The 22,787-nt window shown below is 71.8% G+C and carries 19 protein-coding genes; 9 read left to right on the forward strand and 10 right to left on the reverse strand.

The window, feature by feature from the left end; genetic code table 11:
* Positions 1-35 precede the first annotated feature (35 nt).
* Entirely contained in the window at positions 36-959 is a 924-nt protein-coding gene (locus tag ACTHMF_RS01420) for an alpha/beta hydrolase (RefSeq protein WP_440315995.1), read from the reverse strand.
* Positions 960-1,014: 55 nt separating this feature from the next.
* Between ACTHMF_RS01420 and ACTHMF_RS01425 the strand changes: the two genes are divergently transcribed.
* From ACTHMF_RS01425 to ACTHMF_RS01435, 3 genes are all read left to right on the forward strand, one after another.
* Entirely contained in the window at positions 1,015-1,479 is a 465-nt protein-coding gene (locus ACTHMF_RS01425; RefSeq protein ID WP_440315996.1) for a MarR family winged helix-turn-helix transcriptional regulator, read from the forward strand.
* A gap of 319 nt (positions 1,480-1,798) precedes the next feature.
* Entirely contained in the window at positions 1,799-3,541 is a 1,743-nt protein-coding gene (locus ACTHMF_RS01430; protein WP_440315997.1) for an MFS transporter, read from the forward strand.
* Complete coding sequence (locus tag ACTHMF_RS01435) at positions 3,525-3,998, forward strand: MarR family winged helix-turn-helix transcriptional regulator (RefSeq protein WP_440315998.1); 474 nt, start codon at positions 3,525-3,527, stop codon at positions 3,996-3,998. The genes ACTHMF_RS01430 and ACTHMF_RS01435 overlap by 17 nt, the downstream gene beginning before the upstream one ends.
* A 99-nt stretch (positions 3,999-4,097) precedes the next feature.
* On the opposite strand, the gene ACTHMF_RS01440 is transcribed toward ACTHMF_RS01435, so the two are convergent.
* The 6 genes from ACTHMF_RS01440 to ACTHMF_RS01465 all read right to left on the reverse strand — a co-directional run bounded on the left by ACTHMF_RS01440 (position 4,098) and on the right by ACTHMF_RS01465 (position 10,382).
* Positions 4,098-4,871 carry an energy-coupling factor transporter transmembrane component T family protein gene (locus tag ACTHMF_RS01440; RefSeq protein ID WP_440315999.1) on the reverse strand — a complete coding sequence of 258 codons (774 nt, stop codon included), beginning with the start codon at positions 4,869-4,871 and terminating at the stop codon, positions 4,098-4,100.
* A complete protein-coding gene (locus tag ACTHMF_RS01445; protein WP_440316000.1) occupies positions 4,868-6,562 on the reverse strand; it encodes an ABC transporter ATP-binding protein in 1,695 nt (564 codons plus the stop codon). Before ACTHMF_RS01445 ends, ACTHMF_RS01440 begins: the two co-directional genes overlap by 4 nt.
* An 8-nt stretch (positions 6,563-6,570) precedes the next feature.
* On the reverse strand, positions 6,571-7,167 hold the full coding sequence (locus ACTHMF_RS01450) for an ECF transporter S component (protein ID WP_440316001.1): 597 nt from the start codon (positions 7,165-7,167) through the stop codon (positions 6,571-6,573).
* A gap of 74 nt (positions 7,168-7,241) precedes the next feature.
* Positions 7,242-8,798, reverse strand: a complete 1,557-nt coding sequence (locus tag ACTHMF_RS01455; protein ID WP_440316002.1) for an amino acid permease — start codon at positions 8,796-8,798, stop codon at positions 7,242-7,244.
* A 76-nt stretch (positions 8,799-8,874) separates the two neighbouring features.
* Positions 8,875-9,735: an EamA family transporter gene (locus ACTHMF_RS01460; RefSeq protein ID WP_440316003.1), complete on the reverse strand. Its 861-nt coding sequence runs from the start codon at positions 9,733-9,735 to the stop codon at positions 8,875-8,877.
* A 119-nt stretch (positions 9,736-9,854) separates the two neighbouring features.
* Positions 9,855-10,382: a hypothetical protein gene (locus ACTHMF_RS01465; RefSeq protein ID WP_440316004.1), complete on the reverse strand. Its 528-nt coding sequence runs from the start codon at positions 10,380-10,382 to the stop codon at positions 9,855-9,857.
* Positions 10,383-10,484: 102 nt separating this feature from the next.
* Here ACTHMF_RS01465 and recQ point away from each other — a divergent pair, with 102 nt between their 5' ends.
* Positions 10,485-12,494 carry a DNA helicase RecQ gene (gene recQ, locus ACTHMF_RS01470; RefSeq protein WP_440316005.1) on the forward strand — a complete coding sequence of 670 codons (2,010 nt, stop codon included), beginning with the start codon at positions 10,485-10,487 and terminating at the stop codon, positions 12,492-12,494.
* A gap of 59 nt (positions 12,495-12,553) precedes the next feature.
* Here the strand turns inward: recQ and ACTHMF_RS01475 are convergent, their stop codons facing one another.
* Entirely contained in the window at positions 12,554-13,996 is a 1,443-nt protein-coding gene (locus ACTHMF_RS01475; protein ID WP_440316006.1) for a PucR family transcriptional regulator, read from the reverse strand.
* 130 nt (positions 13,997-14,126) lie between these two features.
* Here ACTHMF_RS01475 and ACTHMF_RS01480 point away from each other — a divergent pair, with 130 nt between their 5' ends.
* Positions 14,127-15,224, forward strand: coding sequence for a Zn-dependent alcohol dehydrogenase (locus ACTHMF_RS01480; RefSeq protein ID WP_314149738.1), 1,098 nt, complete (start codon positions 14,127-14,129; stop codon positions 15,222-15,224).
* A gap of 55 nt (positions 15,225-15,279) precedes the next feature.
* Positions 15,280-16,710 carry an APC family permease gene (locus ACTHMF_RS01485; protein WP_440316007.1) on the forward strand — a complete coding sequence of 477 codons (1,431 nt, stop codon included), beginning with the start codon at positions 15,280-15,282 and terminating at the stop codon, positions 16,708-16,710.
* Positions 16,711-16,787: 77 nt separating this feature from the next.
* Here ACTHMF_RS01485 and ACTHMF_RS01490 read toward each other — a convergent pair whose 3' ends face one another.
* Positions 16,788-17,945, reverse strand: a complete 1,158-nt coding sequence (locus ACTHMF_RS01490) for an MFS transporter (RefSeq protein ID WP_440316008.1) — start codon at positions 17,943-17,945, stop codon at positions 16,788-16,790.
* 188 nt (positions 17,946-18,133) lie between these two features.
* On the opposite strand from ACTHMF_RS01490, the gene ACTHMF_RS01495 reads away from it, so the two are divergent.
* The 3 genes from ACTHMF_RS01495 to ACTHMF_RS01505 all read left to right on the forward strand — a co-directional run bounded on the left by ACTHMF_RS01495 (position 18,134) and on the right by ACTHMF_RS01505 (position 21,516).
* Positions 18,134-18,583, forward strand: coding sequence for a DapH/DapD/GlmU-related protein (locus tag ACTHMF_RS01495; protein ID WP_314149735.1), 450 nt, complete (start codon positions 18,134-18,136; stop codon positions 18,581-18,583).
* 81 nt (positions 18,584-18,664) lie between these two features.
* Complete coding sequence (locus ACTHMF_RS01500; RefSeq protein ID WP_440316009.1) at positions 18,665-19,396, forward strand: NUDIX hydrolase; 732 nt, start codon at positions 18,665-18,667, stop codon at positions 19,394-19,396.
* Between the two features lie 35 nt (positions 19,397-19,431).
* The gene (locus tag ACTHMF_RS01505; RefSeq protein WP_440316010.1) at positions 19,432-21,516 is read left to right on the forward strand and encodes an acyl-CoA dehydrogenase family protein; all 2,085 of its coding nucleotides are present in this window, start codon (positions 19,432-19,434) and stop codon (positions 21,514-21,516) included.
* A 90-nt stretch (positions 21,517-21,606) separates the two neighbouring features.
* Here the strand turns inward: ACTHMF_RS01505 and ACTHMF_RS01510 are convergent, their stop codons facing one another.
* Positions 21,607-22,590 (reverse strand): malate dehydrogenase, encoded by a 984-nt coding sequence (locus ACTHMF_RS01510; protein WP_440316011.1) that lies wholly within the window; start codon positions 22,588-22,590, stop codon positions 21,607-21,609.
* Positions 22,591-22,787: the final 197 nt, after the last annotated feature.

The following is a 22,787-nucleotide window of genomic DNA, read 5'->3' on the forward strand; positions in this document are numbered from 1 at the left end:
TCGCCCCGCAGGCAGAGTTCAGTCGCAGACGCGGGCTAGTGGCTCGCGTCGGGGGCGACAGGACGGATGCGTTGCCTGAGGAACAGAGCGGCGCGGTCCAGCGCTTCCTCCGCTTCGTCCAGGATGCCGACGTAGGCCTGGAACACGTGGGGCACGCCGGCGGTGACGTCGAGAATCACGTCGACGCCGGCGTCGCGAGCGCGGTCGGCCAGCCGTACCGAGTCGTCCAGGAGAAGCTCGTTCGTTCCCACCTGGAGCAGCATCGGCGGCAGCCCGCGAAGGTCGGCGTGGACCGCCGGCGCCAGGAGCGGCTGCGCCGCGTCCTGTCCCGCGAGGTACAGCTCTCCGGTGCGCCGCATCCCCTCGGGGGTGAAGAACGGGTCCACTCCGTCTTTGGTGGACATGCTCCTTCCCGAGCGGGTGTGATCCAGCCCCGGCGAGAACGCGACGATCGCCGCCGGCACCGGGAGGCCCGCGTCCCGGGCGGCGATGCTCGACGTGACGGAAAGGCCCCCGCCCGCGGAGTCTCCGGCGAACGCGATAGCGCTCGACGGCGTCCCTGACCTCAGCAGTGCGCGGTAGGCGGCCACCCCGTCTTCGATGGCGGCCGGAAACGGATGCTCGGGCGCCAGGCGGTAGTCCAGCGAGATCGCTGGGATCCCCGTGCGCAGGACGAGCTGAGCGGTCGTTCCCATCGCCGTCTCGGGTGAGCCGAGCGCGAAGGACCCGCCATGGAAGTAGAGCAGGATGCCGGGCCGCGGATCCGCCACCGGCTCCACCAGCACCGCGGGCCGGCCGCCGAGATCAGTGCTGATCGTGCGGATGCCGGAGGGCACCGGGAAGGTGCTCATCAACGCCGCGAAGCCTGCGCGAAGCTCATCGACGTTCGTGGCCGGCGCCTCCGGCGCCCGGCCGGTCCGCAGCTGCTCGGCCAGCGTTTCCCTCTGTTCCGTGGTCACGGTCTCTCCTCCCGCTGGGTATATGCCCAGGCATGTACTTCGTAGACTATATGCCATGGCATCCACATTCGCGAGCGACGATCTCGTGGCCTTCTTCGACGACCTCGTGCGATGCGAGACGCGGTTGTACAACGCGGTCAACGAGGCACTCCGCGCAGAGCACGGCATCGCCGCGTCGCAGTTCGAGATGCTTCGCTATCTCGCCCTCAATCCCGGCGCGCGGGTGATCGACATGGCGGCGAATTTCGCGGCCGGCGTCGGCGCCATCAGCAAGGGGGTCGACCGCCTGGTGGATCGCGGCTGGGCACGTCGCCATCCGAATCCCTCGGACGGAAGGTCCTATCTGGTCAGCCTCACGGAGGCTGGTCGACGACTGCTCGACGAGGCTGAGAGGACGTTCCGGGAGAGGCTCGCGGCGCTCGTGCCCCTGGTCGGCCGCCGGCTCGCGGTGGCCTCGACGGGGCTCTCCGACCTCCGCGCATCCCTAGAGGCCGAGAAGGCCGGCATCCCGGTGGGGTGACCGGGGTTTGGGTGGCGTCTGACAGCTCTCGACTTAGTCGAGATTTTGCGTCGAATTGACACCAGCAGTTGACTGACGGGCCTTCTGCCCGCGTCTGAGGGCGTTGTCAGAAGAGTTGAACCTAATCGCGCGGTCTATTCTTCGCGAGCGCTTTTCGTCAGCGTTGAGACCTTGGAGAAGGCGGCGAACGGCGCGAGAACGCCGCCGTCAGCGTCGTACCAGGCGCTGGGCCTCGCGCGACGGATATATAGTTAACGCATATAAAGCACCCGGACCTCTCCGACCCCGCCACGAAACGCACGACGAAGGACGCTTCCCCTTGCCCCGTACCGGCATCTTCACCAAGGACCACCCGCACTACCGCTGGGTGGCGCTCTCGAACACCACGCTCGGCATGCTCATGGCGACGATCAACTCGTCGATCGTCATCATCTCGCTGCCCGCCATCTTCACCGGCATCAAGCTGAACCCCCTCGAGCCCGGCAACGTCTCGTACCTGCTGTGGATGCTGATGGGCTACATGCTCGTCACCGCCGTTCTCGTCGTGATGTTCGGCAGGATGGGCGACCAGTACGGCCGCGTCCGGATCTACAACCTCGGCTTCGTGATCTTCACCGTCGCCGCCATCGCGCTCTGCCTCGACCCGTTCAGCGGGGGACCTGGCGCGATGTGGCTGATCGCGTGGCGGTTCGTGCAGGGCGTCGGCGGCGCGATGCTGTTCGCGAACTCGACCGCCATCCTCACCGACGCCTTCCCGGCCAACAAGCGCGGCTTCGCGCTCGGACTCAACCAGGTCGCGGCGATCGCGGGCTCCTTCATCGGCCTCATCCTCGGCGGCGTTCTCGCCGAGATCGACTGGCGCGCGGTGTTCTTCGTGTCCGTCCCGTTCGGCGTGATCGGCACGATCTGGTCGTTCAAGTCGCTGCACGAGGTGGGCCAGAAGAACCCGGGCCGCATCGACTGGCTGGGCAACGCCACCTTCGGCATCGGCCTGATCGCGCTGCTCACCGGCATCACCTACGGCATCCAGCCGTACGGAGACTCCTCGCAGGGCTGGGGCAACCCGTGGGTGATTGGCTCGATCGTGGGCGGTCTCGTGCTGCTCGCCGCGTTCGTGGTCGTCGAGCTGAAGGTTCCCGCGCCGATGTTCGACATGCGGCTGTTCCGCATCCGCGCCTTCTCCTCCGGCATCTTCGCCGGCTTCCTCGCCGCGATCGGCCGCGGCGGTCTGCAGTTCATGCTGATCATCTGGCTGCAGGGGATCTGGCTGCCGCTGCACGGCTACAGCTACGAGTCGACGCCGCTCTGGGCGGGCATCTACATGCTGCCGATCACGATCGGCTTCCTCGTCGCCGGCCCGATCTCCGGCGCGCTGTCCGACCGGTTCGGCTCGCGCGGCTTCGCGACCGTCGGCCTCGTGCTGGTGGCCGCGACCTTCATCGGCCTGCTGCTCATCCCGGTGAACTTCGAGTACTGGCAGTTCGCCCTGCTCACCGGCCTCAACGGGATCGGGTCCGGCCTGTTCTCGTCGCCGAACCGCACCGCCATCATGAACAGCGTGCCGCCGAACGAGCGCGGCGCCGCCTCCGGCATGGCGGGCGTCGCCCTGAACGCCGGAAGCTCGCTGTCCATCGGCATCTTCTTCTCGCTGATGATCGCAGGCCTCTCGGTGGCGCTGCCGACCGCGCTGACCTCCGGGCTCACCTCGCACGGCGTCCCGCACAACATCGCCGCGCAGATCGGGAACACCCCGCCGGTGGGCAGCCTGTTCGCCGCCTTCCTTGGCTACAACCCCATCCAGAGCCTGCTCGGCCCGACCGGGATCCTGCAGGCCCCGCACGTGGACGGCGCCATCCTGACCGGCAAGGAGTTCTTCCCGCAGCTGATCTCCGGCCCGTTCCACGACGGCCTCGTGGTGGTCTTCATCGCGGCCGCGGTCATGAGCATCATCGGCGCTGTGGCGTCGTTCCTCGGCGGAGGCAAGTATGTTCATGAGGAGGCCGTCGCGTCCGAGCGACCGGCCCAGGCGGAGGGCGAGGAAGTCGGTGCGGGACGCGCGTGAGGATTCGGGACTGACGGGACGGCCGACGACCGGCGACAACGACGTCCCCGGTCGCCTGGCCCTGGCGGTCGGACGGCTCAACCGCCGGATCCGCTCGGCGACGGGAGGACTTTCCCACGGCCAGCTGTCCGCCCTCTCCACGATCGTGCGCCGCGGACCGCTGCGCCCGAGCGAGATCGCCGCCATCGAGGTCGTCGCGGCCCCGACCATCACCCGCGTCGTCTCCGACCTGGAGGCCAGGGGCCTCGTGCAGCGCACGCCGGACCCGGACGACCGCCGCTCGTTCTTCGTCTCCGGGACGGACGAGGGCATCGAGCTGCTGCTCGCCGCCCGCTCGGACCGCGCCCGCGCGGTCGCGGCGATCCTCGACGAGCTGGACGCCGACCAGGTGGAGGCGCTGCGCGCCGCCCTCCCTGCCCTCGAGCAGGCCGCGCTCGTCGCCCGCCCCGCCGACTAACCCCTTATCCATACCCCAGCCCCCGAGTACGCAGAAACTGGCCCCGAAACGGCCGAGTACGCAGAGAATCTGCTTACTCGGCGGTGGGGAGACGGTGGGTCAGCGGAGGAAGAGGGGGAGGGTGAGGAGCCAGAGGGCCAGGGTGAAGGCGGTGTCGCGGGGGCGCCAGCGCGACGGGGTGCGCTCGGTGCGCGTGGGATGCGCGCCGAACGCTCGCGACTCCATCGCGAGCGCCATCCGGTCGGCGTGCCGGATGCTCGACGCCAGCAGCGGCACCACCGCCTCCAGCGGTCCCCGCAACCGGCCGACCCCGCGCACCCGCTGCGCCTGCCGGATCACGGCCAGCTCGCTGCGGAACCGCGGCAGGAACCGGTACGCCGCGATCGCGGTGTAGCCGATCCGGTACGGCACCCGCAGCTGCGCCACCAGCGCCCGCGCGAGGTCGGGCCCCGTCGTCGTCAGCCCGCCGACCAGCGCGAGCGTCACCAGCGCCGTCAGCCGCAGGGAGGTCGCCAGCCCCACCGCGAACGCCCCGGCGGTGTAGGTGTACGCGCCGACCGTGAACAGCGGCGTGGTGTCGGCGACGCGAGACGGGTCCGTCCAGAACCCGAAGCTCAGCGCCATCACGAGCACGACGGCCGGGATGCCGACCAGCAGCGCCACGACGACGGACGCGCGCAGCCGCGCCCCGACCAGCAGCAGGAGCACCGCCGCGACGATCGCGATCAGCGGCGTCAGCACGTCCCTGGTGAACAGCAGGCCGATCCACGCGGGCAGGATGGCCGCCACCTTCGCGAGCGGGTTCAGGTGGTGCAGGAACCGGCCGCGCGGGGCAGCGCCGGTGCCGTACGGGTCGGAGGAGAGGAACGTCACGCCGCACCGCCGGGAAGGTCGCGCAGGCGGGTGATGCCGCGCAGCGGAGCGGGGACCTCCGGCGCGGACAGCGCGGTGGCGAGCGCAGGAGGGCGCAGGCCGTTCGCTGCGAGGAGGTCGCCGTCGGAGAGGATGTCGGCCGTGCGCCCGTGAGCGGCGAGCCGCCCGTCGGCGACGATCGCGACGTGGCTCGCGTACTCGGCGGCGAGCCCGAGGTCGTGGGTCACGATCACGACGGTCGTGCCGTCGGCGTTCAGCCGGGCGAGCATCCCGAGCAGCTCGGCCGCCCTGGCGCGGTCCTGCCCGAACGTCGGCTCGTCGAGCACCAGCAGCGGCGCCCCGGCGATGAGGGCGGTGCCGACCGACAGCCGGCGCTTCTGCCCGCCGGAGAGCAGGAAGGGATGCGCGTCCCGCAGCCCGGTCAGGCCGAGCGTCGCGAGCATGGCGTCCACGCGGGCCGTCACCTCGGCCTCCGGCCGTCCGCGCAGCCCGAACGCGAGCTCGTCGGCGACGCTGTGCCGGACGAACTGGTGCTCCGGATTCTGGAAGACGAAGCCGACCGGATCGGCGGTCACCGTCCCGCGCGGCACGCGCAGCAGCCCGGCGATCGCCTGCACCAGCGAGGTCTTGCCTGCACCGTTCGGCCCGACGACCGCCAGGAAGTCGCCGCGCGCAATGGTGAGGGAAACGTCGCGCAGCACCTCGCGCCGGCCCCGCCGCAGGGTGAGGGCACGGACGGCGACCGCCTGCGCCTGCGCCGGCGCGGGCGCGCTCGCCGGGTGAGGTGCGGGGCTCGGTCCGCCAGGGGCGGTGTAGATCGTGGTCGCGCCTCCCGCATCCACCCCCGCCACCGCCGCCGTCAGCTCCTCCGGCGTCAGCGGCAGCCGCCCGATCGCCAGGCCTGCTGCGCGCAGCCGCAGCCCCGCCAGCGTCGCGGTCGGCAGCCACACGCCCAGCTCCAGCAGCTCCTCCGCCCGCGCCCGCAGCACCTCCGCTGCGGGTCCCCGCGCGACCATCCGGCCGTCGGCGTCGAGCACCAGGACGCTGTCCACGATCGACATCGCCGCGTCCAGGTTGTGCTCCACCAGCACGACCGCCTTGCCGAGCCCGGCGAGGATGGCGTAGAGCTCCTCGGCTCCGGCAGGGTCGAGGTTGGCGGTCGGCTCGTCGAGCACGAGCAGCGGCGCGTCGAGGGCGAGCGCGCACGCGATCGCGAGGCGCTGCTTGCCGCCGCCGGAGAGCGTCCCCGGATCGTCCGCCCTGCGCTCCCACAGGCCGACCGCGCGCAGCGCCTCCTCGGCGCGGCGGAGCACCTCGTCCGCGGGCAGCAGCCGGTTCTCCGGTCCGAAGCACACCTCGTCGAGCACGGTCCCCGTGACGATCTGCGCGTCCGGGTCCTGGAACACCATCCCGACGTGCTCGCTGAGCTCCGCGACCCGCGCGCTCGCCGTGTCCGTGCCGGCGACCACGACCGTCCCGTCGAGCTCCGCGGGCACCGCGTGCGGGATGAGCCCGTTCAGCGCGAGCGCGAGGGTCGACTTGCCGCACCCGCTCGGCCCGAGCACCAGCAGGACCTCGCCCGGCGCGACGTCGAGGTCGACGCCGTCCGGCGTCCACGCGGTCGCCCCGTCGTGCCGGATGCGAACGCCGCGCGCACGCAGCAGCTCCGCGGACGCGGCCGTGCCGGTCACCGGCGGCCTCAGGCGGCCGTCATCGGCAGCGCGTCGCGGTCGCGTCTCTGGCGCGGCCGGACGATCGGCAGCTGCAGTCCGCGTCCCGCTCCGGTGCGGTCGAGGCCCTTCGCGACGACGCGCCCGATCCAGGTGAACAGGATAGGGCTCACCACGAACAGGCCGATGTGCACCACCTGCACCCACGGCGCCGCCTGCTCCGCGCCCTGCGCGACGAAGACGCCGAGGCCGAAGACGAGGCCCGCGATCGTCACCGCGAGGTAGAACAGCCACGCCTTCCAGTAGCGGTACAGGGTGATCGCGAACGGGATCTCCTGCAGCAGCCCGATGGATCCGGCCGCCATCACCGCCATGAACCCGATCGGCTGGAACGGCACGGAGACGAGTCCGGCGATCACCGACGTGATCAGCGCGACCCCGCCCCGTCGCAGCAGCGACTGGGCGACGACGCCGGGCAGGAAGTACACCCCGATCACGGCGCCGTAGAACATCGGCGCAGCCGCGGCCAGCGTTCCGGAGATGTAGGCGGACACCGAGAACACGATGCCGCCCGCGACGCCGATGGCGGCGCAGGTGAGCAGGAGGCGGGTGCTGGTGTTCGTCATCTCGCCACCAGCCTAGGAGAGGTAAGGCTTGCCTTACAAACGCCCTCGGGTCAGGGCGTCAACGGGTCAGCGCGTCAGCGCCGGTCGCGGCGGTGCTCGCGGGCCGGCCGCGCCGCGATCACGGGATGCGCCCCGGTGTAGCCCTGCCGCCGCTGCGCGATCTCCAGGATCCGCGAGCGCTGCGCGTACCAGCCGACGATCAGCAGCGGGATGATGACCACCAGCGACGCGACCGTCCACGTCCCCGTCGGGTAGTCGAACGCCATCAGCACCAGCACCGCCGCCAGGAACAGCAGCGTCAGGTACGCGGTGAACGGCGCCCCGAACAGCCGGAACGCCGGCCGCTCCAGCTTGCCCTGCAGCGCCCAGCGCCGCAGCTGCATCTGGCAGAGCACGATCATCGCCCAGCTCGTGATGATGCCGAGCGATGCGACGTTGAGCACGATGTTGAACGCCTCCGCCGGCACGATCAGGTTGAGGAAGACGCCGAGCACGCCGATGCACGCGGTCAGCAGGATGCCGCCGTAGGGGACGCCCCTGGCGTTCATCCGGCCGGTGAACGCGGGCGACGCCCCGGTCTGCGCCATCGAGTGCAGGATGCGGCCGGTCGAGTACATCCCGGCGTTCAGGCTGGAGAGCGCGGCGGTGAGGACGACGAAGTTCATCACCGACCCGATGATCGCGCTCAGCTCGGGACCGCCCAGGTGGCTGAAGAAGGTCACGAACGGGCTCTCGTCCCCGCTGTACGCGGTCGCGGGGAGCAGCAGCGCGAGCAGCAGCACCGAGCCGCAGTAGAAGACGGCGATGCGGAACACCACGCTGTTGATCGCGCGCGGCATCACCTTCTCGGGGTGCTCGGTCTCGCCGGCGGCGATACCGACAAGCTCGATCCCCGCGTACGCGAACACCACGCCCTGCACCAGCACGATGGCCATGCCGATCGTCGCGACGCCGTGCGGGAGCAGGCCGCCGTTGGCCGCGAGCATCGCGATGCCGGTCGGTCCCTCGTCGGTCGGCCAGCCGGCGGCGAGCACAACGATGCCGACCACCAGGAAGGCGACGAGCGCGCCGACCTTGATCAGCGCGAACCAGAACTCCATCTCGCCGAACACCTTCACCGAGATCAGGTTGAGGCTCACGACGACGACCAGCGCGATGAGCGCGAGCAGCCACTGCGGGACGGCGGTGAAGATGCTCCAGTACTTCACGTAGAGCGCAACGGCGGTGGAGTCCACGATCGCCGTCATCGCCCAGTTGAGGAAGTACATCCAGCCGGCGACGTACGCCATCTTCTCGCCGTAGAACTCGCGCGCGTACGACACGAACGACCCGGAGGACGGCCGGTGCAGCACCAGCTCGCCGAGCGCCCGCAGCACGAGGAAGGCGAAGAAGCCGCAGACGGCGTACACCAGCACCAGCAGCGGGCCGCCCTGCTCCAGCCGGCCGCCAGCGCCGAGGAAGAGCCCGGTTCCGATCGCGCCGCCGATGGCGATCATCTGCAGCTGCCGCGAGGACAGGCTCTTGTGGTAGCCCTCCTGCTCGCTGGCGAAGTCCTGCACGGACTGGCTGACATCGCCGAGGTGTTCGCGGCTGTTCTCCAGCTCCCCTGCCGGATCGTGCGGTGTCGTCATGCGGTGCGCCCCTTCGTCATCCCCCGTACAGGTTACGCGTGGGGCGGCCGGGGCTCGCATCACGCCGCGGCGAGCGTCACGCCACGGCGAGCATCCCGGCTGCGGTGATCGCGAGCACCAGCCCCACCCACTGCACCGGCGCGATCCGCTCGCGCAGCACGAGCGCGGCGAGCAGGATCGTCCCGGCCGGGTACAGCGCCACCAGCACCGACATCGTCGACAGCTCGCCGACGCGCAGCCCGAGCAGGATGAGCACGTTGGCCGAGGCGTCCAGCGCGCCGGCGCCGATGGCGAGCGCCGCCCCGGCCCTGGTGAACGCCGGGCCGACCGCACCGCGCCGCCGGGCGCGCAGCACCAGGATGCCGACCACCGTCCACATGATCGCGCCGTTCACCGCCCGGTTGGCGACGAGCGGCACCAGCCCGGAGTCCGCCGGGGCCTGGTCGAGCAGGATGAGGAAGACGCCGATGAGCGTCCCCGCCGCGACCGCCATCAGCAGCGCGCGCCCGCTCGGCCGCACGGCGCCGCGCTCGGGGACGAACCCTACGAGCACGACCGCGACGAGCGCGAGGCCCAGCGCGACGTAGCCGATCATCGCGAACCGGTCGCCGCCCACCAGTCCCCAGATCAGCGGGACGACCGCGGACACCAGCGCGGTGAGCGGCGAGAGGATGCTCATCGGCCCGATCGCCAGGCACGCGTAGAGCAGGCCGACAGCGAGCGTCCCGACCGCGCCGGAGAGGGCGCCCCAGCCGAGCGCGGACGGCGACCAGACGCCGCCGACCAACGGCAGCGCGAGCAGCAGCAGGGCCAGCCCGCTCACCGCTCCCGTCGCCGTCGTCCGCACCGGCCCGATCCGCCGGGACGCGACGCCGCCGACGAAGTCGGCCGACCCGTAGACGAGAGCGCTGATCAGGCCGAGCAATGCGGCCGGCATCAGCTCCGGGCCCGACGGTCGTGCGTCCGCTCGGGCTCAGCGCACGCTGCGACGGCGCCGTCCCTGCTCGGAGGGTCGGTCGCGATCGGCGGGCGCATGGGGCGATGCTACCGTGCGGGCTATTGACCCTGTGGCTCGATCGCGTCGACTAGCGGCTCGGAACCGGTTGGTGTCCCCAGGACAGGTCGGTCCTCGGAACTGCCCGACGTGGCCATGCGGAAAGCGGTCGCTGCGGTGGTCGACGCCGAAATGCTGCGCGACCGATGCAGCTTGCCGATGCGGACAAGCTTGAGGCGGAACAGAATACGTTCGGCGCGCACAGACCCGCGCCCGCCCGAGACGAGTAACCAGAGGACCGCCGCGAATGCCAGGGCGGTCGCATAAAACGGCGTCCCGATCGTCCAGATGTCGATCTGCGCGGAGACCGCGATGGACGCGATGGCGATCAGGACAGCGATGACAATGCTGCCCATGACCAGGCTCGAATCGAAACGGCGGTCGTATGCGCTGATCCGCCCGCGGAGGTACTCCTCGACGACATCGAATTCGCCCGGAGTCGCGTCGCCGGGGCCCGACAGTCCGTCGATCCATGTCTCCGCCGCCTTCACCGAGGCGATCGGTTCCCACGCTGGCGAGTTGGTTTTCATATCGGGGACTATCGTCAGCGGTTGCGGCCTCGTTAGCTGCGGGCTATCCACAGGTCGCGCGCATCCCAGCCGGGCGTCGGTCGCGGTCGTTACGATCGAGGGATGAGCTGGAACACGTGGGTGCCCGACGACCGGGACGCGCCGCCCCTCGACGAGGAGCCGCCGCCGCCGGATTATGCGGACGACCCGTACGCGGACGCGGGCTGGGCGACCGCGGTCCCCGGTGCCCCCGCGGGCCCGGCCGCCGCGCCGGCGCCGACGCAGCCTCCTGCCGCCCCCGTCATCCGGGCCACCCCGCCGCGGTTCGCCGACCCGGCCGAGGCGCTGCGCGCCGTGTTCGGCTACGACGCGTTCCGCGGGCAGCAGGCCGCCATCATCGACCGTGTCGTCTCCGGCGGCGACGCCGTCGTGCTCATGCCCACCGGCGGCGGCAAGTCGCTCTGCTACCAGATCCCGTCGCTCGTGCGCGAGGGAACGGGCGTCGTCGTCTCGCCGCTGATCGCGCTCATGCAGGACCAGGTGGATGCGCTCACCGCGGTCGGCGTGCGCGCCGCCTTCCTCAACTCGACGCAGGACCCGGCCCAGCGCGCCGCGGTCGAGCGCGCGTACCTCGCCGGCGAGCTGGACATCCTCTACGTGGCGCCGGAGCGGCTCTCGAACGAGTCGACCAAGCGCTTCCTGGAGCGCGGCCGCATCGCGCTGTTCGCCATCGACGAGGCGCACTGCGTCTCGCAGTGGGGCCACGACTTCCGGCCCGACTACCTCGCGCTCTCCGAGCTCGCGGACCGCTGGCCGGACGTGCCGCGCATCGCGCTGACGGCGACCGCCACCGAGGCCACGCACAAGGAGCTCACCGAGCGTCTGCGCCTCGAGGGCGCGGAGCACTTCGTCTCCGACTTCGACCGGCCCAACATCCAGTACCGCATCGTCCCCAAGGCGGAGGTCCGCAAGCAGCTGCTCGACTTCATCACCGTCGAGCACCCGGGCGAGGCCGGCATCGTCTACGCGCTGTCCCGCAACTCGGTCGAGCGCACCGCCGAGTTCCTGTCCTCGCGCGGGCTGACGGCGCTGCCGTACCACGCGGGGCTCGATGCCCGCGTGCGCGCGCAGACCCAGTCCCGGTTCCTGCGCGAAGACGGGGTGATCGTGGTGGCGACGATCGCGTTCGGCATGGGCATCGACAAGCCGGATGTTCGCTTCGTCGCGCACGTCGACCTGCCGAAGTCGGTCGAGGGCTACTACCAGGAGACCGGCCGCGCCGGCCGCGACGGCCTCCCGTCGACGGCGTGGCTCGCCTACGGCCTGCAGGACGTCGTGCAGCAGCGCAGGATGATCGACGACTCCCCGGGCGACCTCGCGCACCGGCGGCGGATGACGCAGCACCTGGACGCGATGCTCGCGCTGTGCGAGACGGTGCAGTGCCGCCGCGTCAACCTGCTCAACTACTTCGGTCAGCGCGCGGAGCCGTGCGGCAACTGCGACACCTGCCTGACCCCGCCCGAGAGCTGGGACGGCACGGTCCCCGCGCAGAAGCTGCTGTCGACCGTCGTGCGGCTGAAGCGCGAGCGCAACCAGCGCTTCGGCGCCGGGCATCTCGTCGACATCCTGCGCGGCAAGCGCACGGCCCGGGTCGAGCAGTACGGGCACGACGCCCTCGCCACGTGGGGCATCGGCGACGATCTCAATGAGAGCCAGTGGCGCGGCGTCGTCCGCCAGCTGATCGCCCAGGAGCTGCTGAAGCCGGAGGGCGAATACGGCGTGCTCACCCTCACTCCCGCCAGCGCCGCCGTCCTCTCCGGCGACCGCCCGGTGGTGCTCCGCCGCGAGCCCGACCGCCCGGAGCGCGCGTCCCGGCCCTCCCGAAGCACCGTCTCCGCCGACCTCGCGCCGGCCGATCAGCCGCTGTTCGAGGCGCTGCGCTCGTGGCGCGCCGGACAGGCCCGCGAGCAGGGCGTCCCCGCCTACATCGTGTTCGGCGACGCGACCCTGCGAGCCGTCGCCTCCGCGCGCCCGGCGAGCCTCGCCGACCTCGACGGCATCAGCGGCATCGGCGCCAAGAAGCGCGAGGCCTACGGCGAGGCCCTCCTCGAGGTCGTCGCCGCCAACGCGTAGCGCGGTCTTCGGGTGGTGAGTCGTGAGAAGACGCCCCTATGTACGTGCAATAGCGACATCTACTCACTCCTCGGCGTCATCAATGCGAGCGTGCGCAGCGCGAGCCAGGCGGCGGTGCGGTCGTCGGCATCGGCCATCGAGAGCCCGGTCAGCTCCTCGACACGGTGGATGCGCGCGGTGAGTGTCTGCCGGTGCACGCCCAGCCGCTCCGCGGTCACGCCCCACGCCCCGTTCTCCGCCAGGTACACCCGCAGCGTCTCGGTCAGCTCGCCGTGCTCGCCCGCGGCGTCGCGCAGCGGGTCGAGCAGGTGCGCCACCCGGCGCGCGTCCCCGTCGCCGAGCCGGTCGATCACGTACTGCACGGTCGGGATGGTGCGGTAGCGCACAACGCGCCTGCCCTCTGCGCGTGCCGCCTCGACCGCCTGACCGGCCTCCGCGGCGCTCCTGCCCAGGGCGTCGGTCGGCGCGGGCGAGCCGATGCCGAGGAAGATCGCGGAGGCGTAGGCGTCGACGCGCGCGGCGATCGCGTCCACGTGGTCGTCGCGCAGGAATCCGGTCACCGTTCCGCGGTCGGCGGTGAGGATGTGCGCCGCGCCGAGTTCGTCCAGCCAGTGCGTCACCAGCCGCTCGACCTCGACGGACGCCGAGCGCGCGGTGAGCACGAAGCCGGTCAGCGAGGTCTCGTGGACGCCCCACTTGCGCAGCAGCTCCGGTGCCGCGTCGCCGCCGGCCAGCAGCGCGTCCACCATCACCGCGCGTCCCAGCCGCTCGGTGCGCGTCGGGTCGTCGGTGCGCAGCAGCAGGTCGAGCAGCGCCGCCGCCTGCGAGCCGAGCTCGCGCGCGCGGCTGGAGGCCTCGGTGCGGGAGGACACCACGAGCTGCGCGGAGAGGTCCTCGCCCGGTCCCACCGCGTGCACCTGCAGGCCGCGGTGCCGCACCCGGACCGGCCGGCCCAGCGCGACGGCGATCGCGTCCTGGATGTGCAGCCCGCCAGCCCCGGCGGTCGTGATCACCTGCCCGTGCCGGTCCAGCAGCACCGCCCAGCCGTCGATGCGGTGCGCCAGCTCGGCCACCACGCCCGACGCGCCGCCGCGCCTGGCCGCGAGTGTGAGCACCTTCATCGCCGACGTCACCGCGCGGTCCTCGGCCGCCTGGTCGACGGCGAGCAACGCGGTCAGCATCGGCACCAGCAGGTCGTCGGACGACCCGGCGCCGAGGATGGCCGTCGCCCCTGCCGCCTCGACCGCGCGCCGCGCCGACGCGCCGCCGGCGTGCGTCACCAGCACCGCCTGCCGCAGCGACGCCGCCCGCGCGGAGCCGTCCGCGAGCACCTCGGCGAGCCGCCGTCCCGGCACGACGACGAGCGTCGCGAAGCCGGGATGCCCGACCACCGAGAAGTCGTCGATCCCGACCACCTCGTCCACGGGCGTCCCCGCGTTCCTGGCGCCGTCGACCAGCTCGCCGCCGAGGGTGCGGACGATGGAGGCGATGTCGCGGGTCACTCCGACAGTGTACGAAATGTCGGTCCGCGAGCACCGCATCCACAATCCCGTCGAATGACAGCCCCCGCTCGCGCTTCCTAGCATCGAGCGAGGTCCCGAACCCGCAGGACCGCAACACCTGAGGAGCACCATGAAGGCCGTCGTCTTCCGCGAACCGTCGTCGCCGATCGAGTACACCGACGTGCAGCTCGCCGCGCCGGGGCACGGCGAAGTGCGCGTGAAGATCGCCGCCGCCGGCGTCTGCCACTCCGACCTGCACGTCAAGCGCGGCGAGTGGGATGCGCCGGCTCCGCTGGTGATGGGACACGAGGGCTCCGGCGTCGTCACCGAGCTCGGCGATGGCGTCACGTCGCTGGCCGTCGGTGACCACGTGGTGCTCAGCTGGGTGCCGCCGTGCGGCGAGTGCCGCTACTGCCGCTCCGGCCACGAGGCCCGCTGCCAGAAGGTCGCGACCGTCGTCGCTCCCAAAGGTGTGCTCTTCGACGGCACCTCGCGCCTCTCCCGCGACGGCGAGCAGGTGCACCACTACCTCGGCGTCTCCTCGTTCGCCGAGGAGGTCGTCGTGCCGGCCTCCGGCGCGGTCAAGGTGCGCGACGACGCGCCGCTGGACGTGATCGCCGTCGTCGGCTGTGCCGTCGCGACGGGCGTCGGCGCCGTGCTCAACACCGCGGCCGTCGAGCCGGGGTCGACCGTGGCCGTGATCGGCTGCGGCGGCGTCGGCCTCAACGTGGTGCAGGGCGCACGCCTGGCCGGTGCCGAGCGCATCGTCGCGATCGACGTGCTCGCGGACAAGACCCAGATGGCGCTGCAGTTCGGCGCCACCGACCGCATCGATGCCTCGCAGGCGGACGCCGTCGACCAGCTCTTCGAGCTGATCCCGGATGGCGTCGACTACGCGTTCGACGCCATCGGCCGCACGTCCACCACCGAGCAGGCCATCCGGATGCTCGGCCTCGGCGGCGCCGCGGTGATCGTCGGCCTGCCGCCGACGGGCGCGAAGGCGTCGTTCGAGCCGCTCGTGCTGGCGGAGGCGGACCAGCGCATCCTCGGCTCCAACTACGGCTCCGTCCGTCCCTCCATCGACATCCCGGCGCTGGTCGACCGCTACATGGACGGCCAGCTGAAGCTCGACCCGCTGATCTCGGGCCGGCGCCCTCTCGCCGAGGCGGCCGACGCCTTCGACGACCTCGAGAAGGGCTCGGTGCTGCGCACCCTGCTCATCCCGTAGCACCCACCCACCCCCCCCCGCCAGAAGCCCCACCCGACTCACTGGAGAGCCACCCATGACTACGACCACCAGGGCCGACAGCCCGACCGACGCCGGCCTGCGGCGCGGCGTGATGAGCGGGCCAGAGCTCGCCGCTCAGGCCATCGCCAACATCGCCCCCAGCGCCGTGATCGCCTTCACCGCCGCCTCGATCTTCATCGGCGCCGGCAACGGCACCATCTACTCGTTCGTGCTGGCGACCATCGTCATCCTGTGCGTCGGCTACTGCGTCGTCGTGTTCGCCCGCAAGCACGCCTCCGCCGGCTCGCTCTACACGTACGTCGCCAAGGGCCTCGGCCCGACCGGCGCGTACCTGGCCGGCGTCTCGCTCGTCATCGGCTGCTGGGGCATCGCCGCCGGCTCGCTCGGCGGCGCCGTGTCCTACTTCAACCAGTTCCTGGTGCTGCTGGGCGTCCCGGCCGGCGGCGTCGGCTGGTACGTCGGCCTCGCCATCGTGCTCGGCGGCCTCGCCACCCTGTTCACCATCCGCGGCATCCGGCTCTCCGCCCGCGTCTCCCTCGTGCTGGAGCTCGTCTCCGTCACGATCATCACCATCCTGCTGATCGCCGCCCTGGTCTGGGCGGGACCCGCCGCCTGGGACCCGGCGCAGGTCTTCGCCGAGGGGGCGCCGTTCCAGGGCATCGCCGCCGGCATGGTGCTCGGCATCCTCGGCTTCGTCGGCTTCTCCTCCGCCGACGCGCTCGGCCGCGAGGCGAAGAACCCGTACACCGCCATCCCGCGCGCGATCATCTGGAGCGCCGTCGTCGTCGGCGTCCTCTACGTGTTCGCCGCGTACACGCAGATCGCCGTGCTGCACGACGACCTCGCCACCAGCGCGAGCCCGCTGGAGGACATCGCGAAGCTGATCGGGATGCCGTCCTGGTTCGCGCCGATCCTGACCTTCGGCGTCGGCGCCTCGTTCTTCGCCGTCGTCGTCGCCCCGTTGAACGTGGTCGGCCGCGTCATGTACGTGATGGGCAAGGAGGGCGTCCTGCCCGAGCGGTTCGGCCGCACCCACGAGCGCCACCTGACCCCGCACCGCGTCCTGCTGGTCGCCGGCCCCGCCGCGATCCTGCTCGACGTGATCCTGCTGCTGGTCGGCTCCGACCCGATGGACATCACCGTCTGGGTGGACACGTACGGCACCTACGGCTACATGGTCGCCTACGCGCTGGTCGCGATCGCCTGCATCGCATACACCCGCCGCGCCGGCATCCCGAACACGCTGGTCTGGGTGTGCGCCGTCGTCGCGGTCGCCGCGATGGCCTACGTCTTCTTCGCGAACGTCTGGCCGGTGCCCGCCTTCCCGCTGAACGTCATCCCGTACCTGTTCCTGCTGACGATCGTGGCCGCCGTCGGCTGGTTCGTGTACCTCGCCCGCCGCCGGCCGCAGGTCATCCAGAACATCGGCAACACCGAGACGGACGCGCTCGAGGGCGTCGGCTGACCCGCCCCTCCCGACCGCCCGCACCGGCAGCTCCCCCTTCTGCCGGTGCGGGCTTCCATCTGTCCACGGGCGGTCGGCTACGCCTCGCGCAGCCAGCTGCCCGCCGCGACCGCTGACGCTGCCGTGAGCGCAGCCAGTGCGCCGAGCCCGAGCGGCAGCCCTGCCGCGGCGCCGATCGCTCCGACCAGGAGCGGTCCGCCCGCGTCGCCCACCTCGCGCCCGAGTTCCGCGTTGCCCATCGTGCGGCCCATCCGTTCTTCGGGTGTCGTCGCCGCGAGATGGGAGTAGGCGAGCGGTGTCGCCACACCGACGGTCAGCCCGACGAGCAGGGCGGCGACGAAGATCGCGACCGGATGCGCCCAGACCATGAGGACGAGGGCGACGGTGCCGACGGCGAGTGCGGAGGCGACGCCGACGCGGGCTGTCAGCCGGCGTCGATCGTGAGCGCGTCCGGCGAGCGGCTGGGCCAGGGCGGACACGACCGCGATCACCGCGACGGCCGCACCGCTCACCAGGGCCGGAAGACCTGCGCGGGTCGCGAGCAACGGCAGGTATCCGACGGCGACGCCGAGCAGGCCCGTCGTCGTCGCGAGCGCGAGCGTGGGGAGCAGGAAGCCGCGGTCGGCGGTCTGCCGGACCAGGTCGGCGAGCGTGTATCGCGGACGCGGGAGCACGGGCAGGGCCGGAACGCCGAGCGCGACCCACACCGCGGCTACGGCCGCCAGCGCCGCGAGGACGACCGAGAGCGCGCCGATGCCGCCCACGCCGACGAGAGCCGCCCCGAGAAGGGGCCCGGCCGCGTAACCGATGCTCTTCCAGGCGCCATAGCGGCCGAAGTATCGGCCGAGCCGTTCCGAGTCCGCCAGGCGGGCGACGGCGCTGGAGGATGCGGGGGAGAAGGCGGACGCTGCGGCGCCCTGACCGAGCCGCGCGATGGCGATCACGAGCGGGGTCGGACTGACGATCGCGATCGATGAGGCGACGACGAACGCCACGAGCCCGCCGACGATCACCGGTTTCACCCCGATCCGGTCGCTCAGCGCCCCCAAGACCGGCTTGAGTACGACCTCGGCGAGGTCGTACAGGGCCAGCACGAACCCGAACATTAGCAGGCCCATCCCGAGTTTGCCCGCCTCGACGCCCAGCGCCGTCGCCACGCCGTGCGCGCCGAATGCTGTCGTGAAGCCCGCGAGGTAGAGGGGGGCGAGGGAGCGGCTTGGCGGGGACGACGTCACGCTCCGATTGTGCCCTCCCTTCGGTTGCTGCTCTCTCCTGCTGAGAACTCCCTGTGCACCCCCTGGTCGCCCCCGGAGACGACGCGTACAGTGCCGGTTCCGTGGGGCGATCAGGAATTCTTCGTGACCGCCCTGCGTTATGTCAGTTGTGTTTTCAGGACACGCGACGATCTCGAAGGAGGGATGAGATGGCGAGGATGATCGAAGAGCTCGAGGACGAGACCGGCGCAGTCATCAAGTACAGGAGGCACGCCAACGGCAGGGGGCTCGTCGCCCCCACGGCCCGCGTCGCCGAGTCGGCATACCTCGAGCCGACGGCATACGTCGAGGCGGATGCGCGCGTCGGCATGGAGGCGTACATCGGAGCCGGCAGCTGGATCGACACCGGCGCGACGATCGGGGACCGCACCTTCGTGGGTGCGAACGTCCACATCGGCGCCGGGTGCGTCGTCGGGAGCGGCGTGAAGATCGGCAGCAACGCCAAGCTGGGCGCGAACGCCATGATCGGCAACGGCGCGCGGATCGGGAGGGACGAGCACGTCCAGCCGGGCGCGGTCGTCGAGCTGAAGGGCGCCGCGGCCGCACGCGCGGCGCTCGCCGCCCCGCCGCGCCGGCCGGCCACCCGCCGCGCCGCCTGAGACCGCAGGCCGCTCAGGCAGGACCACCGGAACCGCCGGGCACGCGAGGTGCCCGGCGGTTCCGCGTGTCAGGATGAAGGGGTGGACGCTCCCGGCACCTGGACCCGACTGTCCCAGCGCGAGGCGTACGCGCACTTCATCCGCGTGCGCGTCGACACCTACCGCACCGGCTCCGGCAGCGTCTCCGAATGGGACGTGCTGGAGCAGCCGGACTGCGTGTGCGTCGTCGCGTTCACCGAGCGCGGGACGGCGCTCGTGTTCGAGCAGTTCCGCGTCGGTCCGGAGCGCCGGATCGCGGAGATCCCGGGCGGGATCGTCGACCCCGGCGAGGAGCCGGTCGCGGCGGCCCTGCGCGAGCTGCGCGAGGAGACCGGCTACGCGGCGGGAGTGCACTGGTACGCCGGCTCCGAGTGGACGGGCGCCTCGTCCACCCGGCGCAAGCACGTGGTGATCGCCGGCGACTGCGTGAGGGCGGGCGACCCCGAATGGGGCGACGACGAGTCCGGCGTCGTGCGGGAGCTGTCCGCCGCCGCCATGCTCGACCACCTGCTCGCAGGCGAGTCCACCGACTCCGGCGCCGCCGTGCGCGCGCTGGTGCGGTTCGCGCGGGAGGGCGGAGATCGCCCCGGAGCTCGTCGGGCTGCGGGACGCGGTGCGCGACCTCCTCGCTCTCTGATCCTCGCGGGGCGTTGTCGCTACCCCTCGGTTCGAAGGGGTACGTTTTGGAGCTTCCCACAAACGGCCGCGGGCGGCCGCCGTGCCGATTTGTCGGCTCCGCACCGACGGTTTCCGCTGCGCGGTGGACGGTCGTAGCGTTGCGGTGACCCCCGAGATCGAAGAGGAAACTCATGGTTGACACCGCTGAGCGCACGACGACTCCGACCGCATCCACCCCGACCGCGACCACCCCTCCCGCCACCGGCGCAGCACCGCGCGTCGACGTGGAGGCGCTGGGCCGCCAGCTCCTGGGCGACTGGGCGGAGGTCCGGTTGGCCTCCCGCGAGCTCGCCGCGCGCCCGGAGATGCAGAAGATCGAGGGGCTGAGCGTCGCCGACCACCGCAAGCGCGTGTTCGAGCAGCTCGGCCTGCTCGTCGAGAACGGCCAGGTGCACCGCGCCTTCCCGAAGTCGGTCGGCGGCGGCGAGGACCACGGCGGCAACATCGCCGCGTTCGAGGAGCTGGTGGCGGCCGACCCGTCGCTGCAGATCAAGTCGGGCGTGCAGTGGGGACTGTTCGGCGCTGCCGTCCTGCACCTCGGCACCGAGCCGCACCACCAGAAGTACCTGCCGGGGATCATGTCGCTCGACGTCCCCGGCGCGTTCGCGATGACCGAGACCGGGCACGGCTCCGACGTCGCCAGCATCGCGACGACCGCGACCTACGACCCCGAGACCCAGGAGTTCGTGATCGACACCCCGTTCCGCGGGGCGTGGAAGGACTACCTGGGCAACGCGGCCGTCGACGCCACCGCGGCCGTCGTGTTCGCGCAGCTGATCACCAAAAACGTCAACCACGGCGTGCACGCCTTCTACGTGCCGATCCGGGATGCCGACGGCGCCTTCCTGCCCGGCATCGGCGGAGAGGACGACGGCCAGAAGGGCGGCCTGAACGGCGTCGACAACGGCCGCCTGCACTTCACGGGCGTCCGCATCCCGCGCACCGACCTGCTGAACCGCTACGGGGACGTTGCGGAGGACGGAACCTACAGCTCGCCCATCCAGAGCCCCGGCCGCCGTTTCTTCACGATGCTCGGCACCCTCGTGCAGGGCCGCGTCTCCCTGGACGGGTCGGCGACGATCGCCGCGAAGATCGGCCTGAAGATCGCGCTCACCTACGCGGATCAGCGCCGCCAGTTCACGGCGGGCAGCGACACCGACGAGGAGGTCATCCTCGACTACCAGCGCCACCAGCGCCGGCTGCTTCCGCTGCTCGCCACCACGTACGCGGCGGGCTTCGCGCACGAGGTGTTCCTGCACAAGTTCGACGACGTGTTCAGCGGCGTCGCGGACACCGACGCCGACCGGCAGGACCTGGAGACGATCGCCGCGGCGCTCAAGCCGCTCAGCACCTGGCACGCGCTCGAGACCCTGCAGGAGGCGCGCGAGGCGTGCGGCGGCGCGGGCTTCCTCACCGAGAACCGCATCACCTCGCTGCGCCAGGACCTGGACATCTGGGTCACCTTCGAGGGCGACAACAACGTCCTGCTGCAGCTGGTCGCCAAGCGCCTGCTCACCGACTTCAGCCGCAAGTTCGCCAAGGCGGACGCCGGCGCGCTCGCCCGCTACGTCGTCACCCAGGCGGCCGGCAGGGCGTACCACGGCACCGGCCTGCGGAGCGTCGCGCAGACGGTGCGCGACTTCGGGTCGACCGCGCGCTCCGTCAACTGGCTGCAGGAGCCGGCGACGCAGCGCGAGCTGCTCACCGACCGCGTGGAGACGATGATCTCGCAGATCGGCGGCCGGCTGCGCCCCGCATCCAAGCTCGGCAAGAAGGCCGCGGCCGACCTGTTCAACACCCAGCAGAACGAGCTGATCGAGGCGGCCCGCGCGCACGGCGAGCTGCTGCAGTGGGAGGCGTTCACCGAGGCGCTGGAGCAGGCTCCGGACGCCGGCACCAAGCAGGTGCTCACCTGGCTGCGCGACCTGTTCGGCTTCGGGCTGATCGAGAAGCACCTCGCCTGGTACCTGATGAACGGACGGCTCTCGCCGCAGCGCGCGCAGGCGGTGACCGCCTACATCGACCGGCTGCTCACCCGCATCCGCCCGCACGCCGTCGACCTGGTGGACGCGTTCGGCTACGGCCCCGAGCTGGTGCGCGCCGCCATCGCCTCCGGCGCCGAGGCCGAGCGCCAGGCCGAGGCCCGCAGCTACTTCGCCGAGCACCGCGCCGCCGGCACCCTCCCCGCCCAAGAGAAGTCCCAGAAGAAGAAGTAACCGCTCCGGGCCGCCGAGCACAGGAAAAACGTCGCGATTCGAGCGGAATCGCGACGTTTTTCCTGTGCTCGCGGGCCTGCGAGGCGGGGGTCAGAGGAGGCCGAGGGTGCGGACGGCGTCGCGCTCGGCGATGAGTTCGGCGACGGACGCGTCGATGCGGGCGCGCGAGAACGCGTCGATGTCGAGGTCCTGGACGATGCGCCACTCGCCGTCCACGGCGCGCACCGGGAACGAGGACACCAGACCCTCCGGGACGCCGTAGGAGCCGTCGGAGACGATCGCCGCCGACGTCCAGCGCTCGCCGGTGCCGGTCACCCAGTCGTGCACGTGGTCGATGGCCGCGCTCGCCGCGGACGCCGCCGAGGACGAGCCGCGCACGTCGATGATCTCGGCGCCGCGCTTCGCGACCCGGGGGATGAACTCGTCCGCGAGCCAGCCCTCCTCGACCAGCTCGGTGGCCGGCCGGCCGTTCACGGTCGCGTGGCTGAGGTCGGGGTACTGGCTCGCCGAGTGGTTGCCCCAGACGATTACGCCGTCGACCGCGGTCACCGGTACGCCGAGCCGGGCCGCGAGCTGCGCGACCGCGCGGTTGTGGTCGAGCCTGGTCATCGCGGTGAAGCGCGAGGCCGGCACGTCCGGCGCGTGCGCCGCGGCGATCAGCGCGTTCGTGTTGGCCGGGTTGCCGACCACGAGCACCCGGACGTCGTCCGCGGCACCGGCGTTGATGGCGGCTCCCTGCGGCCCGAAGATCGCGCCGTTCGCCTCCAGCAGGTCGGCCCGCTCCATCCCCGCGCCGCGCGGCCGGGCGCCGACGAGCAGCGCAACGTTGGCGCCGTCGAACGCGGCGCGCGCGTCCTCGGTCACGTCCACGGAGGCGAGCAGCGGGAACGCGGCGTCCTGCAGCTCCAGGGCCGTGCCCTCCGCCGCGCCGCGTCCGGCCGGGATCTCCAGCAGCCGCAGCCGCACCGGGACGTCCGGGCCGAGCAGCTGTCCGCTCGCGATGCGGAAGAGGAGGGCGTAGGCGATCTGCCCGCCTGCGCCGGTGACGGTCACGTTCACGGGGTCGATGCTCATGGGCCGAGCCTAGCCCGGGTGCCGGCCCGGCACCGCCCCCGCATCCCGCCGCCGCCCGCTGGAGCGTGCGGTCTGACCCACCGCCGAGTACCCCCATTATGTGCGTTCTCGGCCGGTTGGGGGGCCATTTTTGCGTTATGGGGGCGGGGGGGGTGGGGGTGTTGGGGAGTGGGGGTGGGCCGCCCCCCAATCGAAGG

Origin of the sequence: Leifsonia sp., from assembly GCF_051955155.1 — a bacterium.
In the GTDB taxonomy this organism is placed as follows: Bacteria; Actinomycetota; Actinomycetes; order Actinomycetales; family Microbacteriaceae; genus Leifsonia.

Excerpts from the sequence above, each read along its gene's own strand:
- ACTHMF_RS01455 (WP_440316002.1), bottom strand. The coding sequence starts at position 8,798 with ATGACGACACCGCACGATCCGGCAGGGGAGCTGGAGAACAGCCGCGAA.
- ACTHMF_RS01480 (WP_314149738.1), top strand. The coding sequence starts at position 14,127 with ATGAAGGCCGTCGTCTTCCGCGAACCGTCGTCGCCGATCGAGTACACC.
- ACTHMF_RS01460 (WP_440316003.1), bottom strand. The coding sequence starts at position 9,735 with ATGCCGGCCGCATTGCTCGGCCTGATCAGCGCTCTCGTCTACGGGTCG.
- ACTHMF_RS01505 (WP_440316010.1), top strand. The coding sequence starts at position 19,432 with ATGGTTGACACCGCTGAGCGCACGACGACTCCGACCGCATCCACCCCG.
- ACTHMF_RS01425 (WP_440315996.1), top strand. The coding sequence starts at position 1,015 with ATGGCATCCACATTCGCGAGCGACGATCTCGTGGCCTTCTTCGACGAC.
- ACTHMF_RS01485 (WP_440316007.1), top strand. The coding sequence starts at position 15,280 with ATGACTACGACCACCAGGGCCGACAGCCCGACCGACGCCGGCCTGCGG.
- ACTHMF_RS01510 (WP_440316011.1), bottom strand. The coding sequence starts at position 22,590 with ATGAGCATCGACCCCGTGAACGTGACCGTCACCGGCGCAGGCGGGCAG.
- ACTHMF_RS01450 (WP_440316001.1), bottom strand. The coding sequence starts at position 7,167 with ATGACGAACACCAGCACCCGCCTCCTGCTCACCTGCGCCGCCATCGGC.
- recQ (WP_440316005.1), top strand. The coding sequence starts at position 10,485 with ATGAGCTGGAACACGTGGGTGCCCGACGACCGGGACGCGCCGCCCCTC.
- ACTHMF_RS01495 (WP_314149735.1), top strand. The coding sequence starts at position 18,134 with ATGGCGAGGATGATCGAAGAGCTCGAGGACGAGACCGGCGCAGTCATC.
- ACTHMF_RS01465 (WP_440316004.1), bottom strand. The coding sequence starts at position 10,382 with ATGAAAACCAACTCGCCAGCGTGGGAACCGATCGCCTCGGTGAAGGCG.